The following is a 6,987-nucleotide window of genomic DNA, read 5'->3' as shown; positions in this document are numbered from 1 at the left end:
AGGAGAGTTCGTTCGATCGCGGCATGATGTGGCGGCTGGGCTCATGGGGCGTGGCGGCCGTCGCCGCCGTGGTGCTTGCCGTGTTCGCCAACCAGGCCCAACTCGGCTGGCGGCGCGACCAGGTCGCATCCGCCGATCTCGCGCGCCAGGCCGACCGGCTCCAGATCCTGACCAAGGAGAGCCAGAACGAGGCCCGCCGGCTCGCCTCCGCCATCGAGACGCTGAACACCGATCGCGACCGGCTCTATTCGCGCGTCACCGTGCTGGAGCAAGGGCTCGATTCCGTGACCGGCGCCATCGCCAAGCAGACGACAACGCCGCCGCAGGCGTCCGTTGCGAAGCCGCAGGACGCGCCGGCCTTGATCGGCCCGCCGGCGCCCGGCATCGCGCAGGTCGCCTCGACACCGGCTCCGGCCAACGACAAGCCGCGCGCCGAGGCCGCAAAGGAGCCGTGGAGTCCGCCGCCGCAGAGCGCGGCCGCGGCCTCGCTGGTCGCGCAGTCGCCGGCGACGAATTCGGCACTGCCGATGCTTCCGTTGGTCCCATCCAAATCGATCATGGCGCCGCCCGATCCGGCCGCCCCGAAACTGGTTCAGCCCGAGGCCGCAGAGAAGGCGACCGAGAAGGCTGCCGAGACGAAGCCAGAACCGGCGCCCGCTCCGATCGAAGTCGCCGCGGCACCTGCCAAGCCGCCGGAGGCCGCCGAAAGCGAGGCTCCCGCGATCGCGGTCCAGCAGACGCGCTTTGCGATTGATCTCGGTGGCGCCAACTCGCTCGATGGCCTGCGCGCGCTGTGGCGCGGGGTCACCAAATCCAATCCCGAAATCGCAGCGCTGCGGCCGATCATCATGATCAAGGAAGGCAACACCGGCCTTGGCATGCAGATCCGCCTCGGCGCCGGTCCGCTGATCAATGCAGCGGCTGCAGCAAAACTCTGCGCCGGCCTCGCCGAGAACGACCGCCACTGCGAGACCACCGTGTTCGACGGCCAGCGGCTGTCAATGCGCGGCGGCCAAGAGAAGAAGCAGGACAAGACCCAAGACAAGACCCAAGACAAGACCCAAGACAAGACCCAAGACAAGACCCAAGACAAGACCCAAGACAGGGTTCAGGAGAAGGACTCCGACAAGCCCCAGGACTCGGTGCCGCAAGCCGAGACCGCCCCAGCGCCCGCGCCGGCCGCCAAGCCCGACAAGCGTCGCCGCAGCTATTCCTCAAAACGCTCATCGAAGCGCGAGGAGCCCGCGCCTGCTCCTGCGGCGCAGCCGGCCGCACAGCCGAAGCCCGAGACGGCGTCGGCGGGATCAACGCTGTCGTCGTTCTTCAGAAGGTAGCTTACCTCGCGGCAATTCATCAGCGTAATGGGTGAAGGATCTCACGCAGGTCGCGAGAAACTTGCGCCTCCCCTGTTGCCCCGTTCCACCATCCCGACCATATTGCCGCCATGACAAAAAAGCCCTTCCGCCTCACGCCCTACCAGGTGCAGTTCCTAATCGTCGTCGGCTTCGCCAGCGTCGGCTATGCGCTCTATCTGCGCTATCTCGGAATCGAAAACTCGCAGGTCGGTCTCGCCTGCGACGCCGGGCTTCAGACCCTGGTCTGCAAGGCGCGCTCGGTCTCGACCGTGCTGTTCAAGAATTCGGTGTTCGGCATCGTCGCGCTGGTGGTGGCAACGCTGAACCTGATGCGGCCGTCCATCGTGCTGCTCACCGCCGGCATCATCGCCGCGGGCCTTGGCATCGTGCTCTACAATGTCGTGCTGTCGGGCCTGGCGATCGGCCTGCTCATTCTTGGATTTGCTCGGCCCGCGCCCGCCACAGCGTGAGCGCGAACAAGAGATAGATCGCGCAGGTCCACAGCGACTGCCAATTGTCGCGGCCCTCGTTGAACAGCACATAGGCCGCCGACAGCGTCAGCACGCCGGCGAAGACCGATTCCGCGATCGGACGCTGGCCGATCTGCGGCCGGTTCAGCATCAACAGCGCAAACGGCACAACCGCCATCGTCAGCGCGGCGTAAGGGAAATCCTTGTAGCGCGGGTCGAACACGAATCCGAGCGCGGTCTGCGCCGCGATGACCGCCGTCACTGCCAGCGTCAAGCCGAGCACGGCGGTGAGCTTCGACCATTTCCGGCCCTCGCGCGGACCAAGCAGATCGAGGAAGGTCGGAAGGCTGCGGCCGATCACCATCGCCTGCGCGCAGAAGATCGGCGACAGGATGCCAGCCGCGAGCAGCGCGCCCCACAGCAGCCAGCCGCCGATGCCGTAGCTCTCGTAGTACATCTTGTCGGCGCCGATCCCGAGCAGAATGCCGGCCGAGGTTGCCGAGATCGCCACGCCGAGCCAGGACGAGAAGCGCGGCGTCCAGGGTCTGCGCCGCAACGTCAGGCCCGCGACCGCGAACACCAGCACGGAGAGGCCCATGCCGGCGGCCATGTACCATTTCCAGTACGGGAAATTGCTGATCGGCTCGCCCGGCGGATATTTCAGGCTCCGGCGCACCGAGTCATAGAGGCCCCAATAGCCGCCGACGGTGCCTTCCAGTTTGCGCTTCCACGGCTGGTCGTAGGACTCGATCAGATTGACGCGGAATTTCTGCGCTTTCGCCAGACTCAGGATCTCCGAGACCACGCGCGCCTGGTTGGTGCGCGACGGCAGCGCGCCATCTCGCATGCGCCCTTCGCTCGGCCAGCCGGTTTCGCCGATCAAAATCTCCTTGCCGGGAAATGCGACCGCCATGCGCTCGCGGATCTGTTCGACATGGGAGGCGGCGAACTTGGCCCGCACCGGATTGTCTTCCCAATAGGGCAGGATGTGGATCGTGACGAAGTCGACGGCGTCATAGATCTCGCGATTCCTGAGCCAGAACTCCCAGACATCGGCATAGGTGACGGGCACGCTGACCTGCGCCTTCACCGAGCGGATGATGGAGACGAGGTCCGCGGTCGTCATCTCGCCGCGCAGCAGCACTTCGTTGCCGACGATGATGCTGGTGATGATCCCGGGGAAATCCTTGGAAAGGCGAATGGCGAGCGCGGCCTGCTCGAAATTCTTGGTGCGGTTGCTGGAGAGCCAGATGCCCTGGAGCACCTTCAGCCCGCCGATCCGGGCCGCGATCGCCGGCACCTGGTCGAGCCCGTTCTCCATCGAATAGGTGCGGACGCAGTCGGTGATCTCCTTGAGCTGGCGCAGGTCCTGCTCGATCTGATCGGCCTCGATATGAGTCCATGCGTTCAGCGGCGACTGCTCGCCGCGGAACGGCGCGTAGGAGACGCATTGGACCTTGTCGGCGGGATCGATCGGGGCGCGCGCGAGCGAGATCGGCGTGGCAAGCCACCACCACACGGCAGCGATCGCACCCAATGAAACGAGCAGAAGCGCCAGTGGCGTACGAAGAGAAATCGGTTCCGTCCTCCGCGAAGGGCCGTCGATTACCTGCTAGCACGCCGTCTGCCAAGGGGGTGACTCCGTTATGGATCCATCCCTCCCCTGAGGAATTTACCTGCGGCCGTTCGACCGAGGCCTAGGATCGTGACTTTGCTGGACAAAATTCCAGATTCAGGCCATGGACTCGGGAGGACTTTTCCGCCGCATTGGAGACCCATTTGGACGCCATCACCGGCGCGTCCGCGAAGGTCCTGACGCGGACGGTCAGTGATATATTGGGGAATTCATGCGGCAACGGGTGTTCGAGTTACGAAATGCGGTCCTGCGGCAGTTCGCCGCCACCTTGGCCGTTTCTTCCCTTGTCATCCTGATGGGTATCGGCGCGGCCTCCGCCCAGAGCGGCACGCCCGCCCCCGACCAGAGCAAGGCAGCCGCCCAGCCCGCCGACACGGCCAAGGATGCCGCTCAGAATCAGCGCCGCACCGACGAATTCGCCGAAGCAGCCCAGGTCATCAGCGGCCCGGCCGGCAACCCCGAATGCGTCTGGCTCGGCCGCCGCGTGGTGCGGCTGATGTGGCGGGACGACCTCGATACCGCATTCCGCCATCTCGATCTCTATGACCGTTTCGGCTGCCCCGGCGGCCACATCCAGGCCGCCTTCCGCTGCCTGACCCGCTTCGGCGGCCAGATCGATCCCAAGGTCGCCGAGACCCTGGACAGCCGTGTGCACGCTTGCTGGATCAACCCGGCGTCGCAGCCACAGCAGGCGGCGGCCGCGGCCTCGCAGCCGGCCGCGCCCGCATCGGGCAATGCGCAGCCGCAGCCGGCCGCGAGCCCCTCGCCGGCGGCAAGCCCGTCACCGGCGCCCCCGAAATAGCCGCGATTGTTTCAGCCTCCGTTCAGGAACGATCGGCGATAGAAGCAATTGGCACTGCTGCGAATTTCGAAATGTGCATGCCCTCATTCGGTCATGAGGCGATGACAGTTGTGAAACCGCGCGGCAGAGGTATGCTCCATTTGCCGCGGACTTGGTCGGATCTCGGGGTCGGATCCGCTTCCCTGCCCCCTCAGCCCCTTTTGGTTTAGCCGCGATGCGGGTTGTCGCCGCCGTTCTGTTGCTTGTGTCCGCGCTCCACGCCGGCCTCTGGGGAGTCTCGCGCGACAAGGAACCCGCGCCCGACTTCAAGGGCCTGCTGCCCAGCGTCTCCTACGCCCCGTTCGAGGGCTCGGCTCATCCTGATATCGACAACATTCCGACGGTGGAGAAAATCCGCGCCGACCTGAAGACGCTGTCGACGATGACGCGCGCGATCCGCCTTTATTCGTCCACGGGCGGCGTGGAACTGGTGCCGCCGATCGCGGCGGAGTTCGGCCTCAAGGTCACCGTCGGCGCGTGGATCGACAAGGACAAGGATCGCAACGAGCGCGAGATCAAGGCCGCCATCGAGCTCGCGCGCAAGAACAGCAACGTCAACGGCGTCGTCGTCGGCAACGAGGTGATCTACCGCGGCGAGCAGAAGGTCGAAGACCTCATCGAGATGATCAAGAAGGTCAAGGGCTCGGTCCGCGTACCCGTCACGACCGGTGAGATCTGGAACATCTGGCGCGACAATCCCGACCTCGGCTCCAACGTCGACTTCATCGCCGCCCACGTGCTGCCTTATTGGGAAAACTTCCGCTCGGATCAGGCGGTCGACCAGGCCGTCGACCGCTACAATCTGTTACGCAACCTGTTCCCCGGCAAGCGCATCGTGATCGCCGAATTCGGCTGGCCGAGCGCGGGTTACAATTTACGCAACGCCGACCCCGGTCCGTTCCAGCAAGCACTCACCTTGCGCAACTTCGTCAGCCGCGCCGACGCCATCGGCATGGAATACAACATCGTCGAGGCCATCGATCAGCCCTGGAAATACTTCGAAGGCGGCGTCGGTCCGTACTGGGGCATCCTCAACGCCAGCCGCGAGCCGAAATTTGCCTGGACCGGCCCGGTGCAAAATCCCGATTATTGGAAGCTGATGGGTGTGGCGCTCCTCGTCGGTATCCTGCTGTCGCTGCCGATCCTGCGGCTGCAGCAGCCGACGGCGAAGCAGGCGTTCCTGCTGTCGGCCACCGCCAACGGCGTCGGCGCCTGGGCTGCCACCGTGTTCGCGTTCTGGAACGGGCACTATTTCATCTTCGGCTCGGCCTTCGCGCTCACGCTCGGCATGATCCTGCTTGTTCCCCTCGTGCTGATCGCGATGGCGCGCATCGACGAGATCGCGGCCGTCGCATTCGGCCGGCCGCCGCAGCGGCTGCTCACGAAAGGTAAGCCGGTCGAGGACGTGCCCGAGAATTATTGCCCGAAGGTCTCGATCCACATCCCCGCCTATTTCGAACCGGTCGAGATGCTCAAGCAGACGCTCGATGCGCTGTCGCGGCTGAACTATCCGAACTACGAATGCGTCGTCATCATCAACAACACGCCGGACCCTGCCTTCTGGCAGCCGATCCAGGATCATTGCCGCGCGCTCGGTGAACGCTTCAAGTTCATCAACGCCGAGAAGGTGCAGGGCTTCAAGGCCGGTGCGCTGCGCATCGCGATGGACCGCACCGCCGTCGACGCCGAGATCATCGGCATCCTCGATGCCGATTACGTCGTCGATCCCGACTGGCTGAAGGACCTCGTGCCGGCGTTCGCCGATCCCAGCGTCGGCCTGGTGCAGGCGCCGCAGGAACATCGCGACGGCGACCTGTCGATCATGCACTACATCATGAACGGCGAATATGCCGGGTTCTTCGACATCGGCATGGTCCAGCGCAACGAGACCAACGCCATCATCGTGCACGGCACGATGTGCCTGATCCGCCGCGCCGCGATGGACATGGCCGGCGGCTGGTCGTCCGACACGATCTGCGAGGACTCCGATCTCGGCCTTTCGATCCAGCAGCTCGGCTGGACCACGCACTACACCAACCACCGCTACGGCCAGGGCCTGCTCCCCGACACCTACGAGGCCTTCAAGAAGCAGCGTCACCGCTGGGCCTATGGCGGCCTCCAGATCGTCAAGAAGCACTGGCGGAACTTCCTGCCCGGACGGAGCCGGCTGACGCCCGACCAGAAACGCGAATATGGCCTCGGCTGGCTGAACTGGCTGGGTGCCGAAAGCCTCGGCGTCGTCGTGGCGCTGCTCAACCTCGTCTGGGTGCCGATCGTCGCCTTCGCCGACATCGCCATCCCCGACAAGATCCTGACGCTGCCGATCATCGGCGCCTTCATCGTCTCGCTCGTACACTTCTTGTCGATGTACCGCGCGCGCGTCGCGATCAAGCCCGGCCAGATGCTGGGCGCGATGATCGCGGCGATGAGCGTGCAGTGGACGGTGTCGCGCGCGGTGGCGCAGGGACTGATCACCGAGCACATTGCGTTCGCGCGCACCTCCAAGGGCGGCCTGTCCAGGATGTCGATCGAGTTCCAGGCGTTCTGGGAGGCCGTGATCGGCGCCCTGCTCCTGATCGGCGCCGGCGTGCTGGTGGCCTCCAACAGCTACCGCCAGATCACCGAGATCTACATCTTCGCCGGCGTGCTGGTGCTGCAGAGCCTGCCGTTCCTGGCCGCGGTCGC

Annotated in this window: 5 protein-coding genes; 4 read left to right on the top strand and 1 reads right to left on the bottom strand. The window is 65.2% G+C overall.

All coding sequences use genetic code 11. The features are described 5' to 3' along the window. The coding region (locus tag IVB32_RS11880) for a hypothetical protein (protein ID WP_247410402.1) at positions 1–1,334 on the top strand (1,334 nt) is incomplete at its 5' end. A gap of 110 nt (positions 1,335–1,444) precedes the next feature. Then, on the top strand, positions 1,445–1,825 hold the full coding sequence (locus tag IVB32_RS11875; RefSeq protein ID WP_018457946.1) for a hypothetical protein: 381 nt from the start codon (positions 1,445–1,447) through the stop codon (positions 1,823–1,825). On the opposite strand, the gene IVB32_RS11870 is transcribed toward IVB32_RS11875, so the two are convergent. Continuing rightward, positions 1,785–3,344: a beta-(1-6) glucans synthase gene (locus tag IVB32_RS11870; RefSeq protein WP_162496338.1), complete on the bottom strand. Its 1,560-nt coding sequence runs from the start codon at positions 3,342–3,344 to the stop codon at positions 1,785–1,787. The genes IVB32_RS11875 and IVB32_RS11870 overlap by 41 nt on opposite strands. 328 nt (positions 3,345–3,672) lie before the next feature. Here IVB32_RS11870 and IVB32_RS11865 point away from each other — a divergent pair, with 328 nt between their 5' ends. Both IVB32_RS11865 and IVB32_RS11860 read left to right on the top strand, forming a co-directional pair. After that, on the top strand, positions 3,673–4,263 hold the full coding sequence (locus IVB32_RS11865) for a beta-1-3, beta-1-6-glucan biosynthesis protein (protein ID WP_085353125.1): 591 nt from the start codon (positions 3,673–3,675) through the stop codon (positions 4,261–4,263). 214 nt (positions 4,264–4,477) lie between these two features. Beyond that, positions 4,478–6,987 (top strand): glycosyltransferase (locus IVB32_RS11860; RefSeq protein ID WP_247410400.1); only part of this gene is annotated, 2,510 nt, incomplete at its 3' end.

Source organism: Bradyrhizobium sp. 23 (assembly GCF_023073295.1).
Taxonomy (GTDB): Bacteria; Pseudomonadota; Alphaproteobacteria; order Rhizobiales; family Xanthobacteraceae; genus Bradyrhizobium; species Bradyrhizobium canariense_D.
The sequence above is the reverse complement of the archived record's forward strand: the minus strand, read 5'-3'. Positions and strand labels throughout refer to the sequence as shown.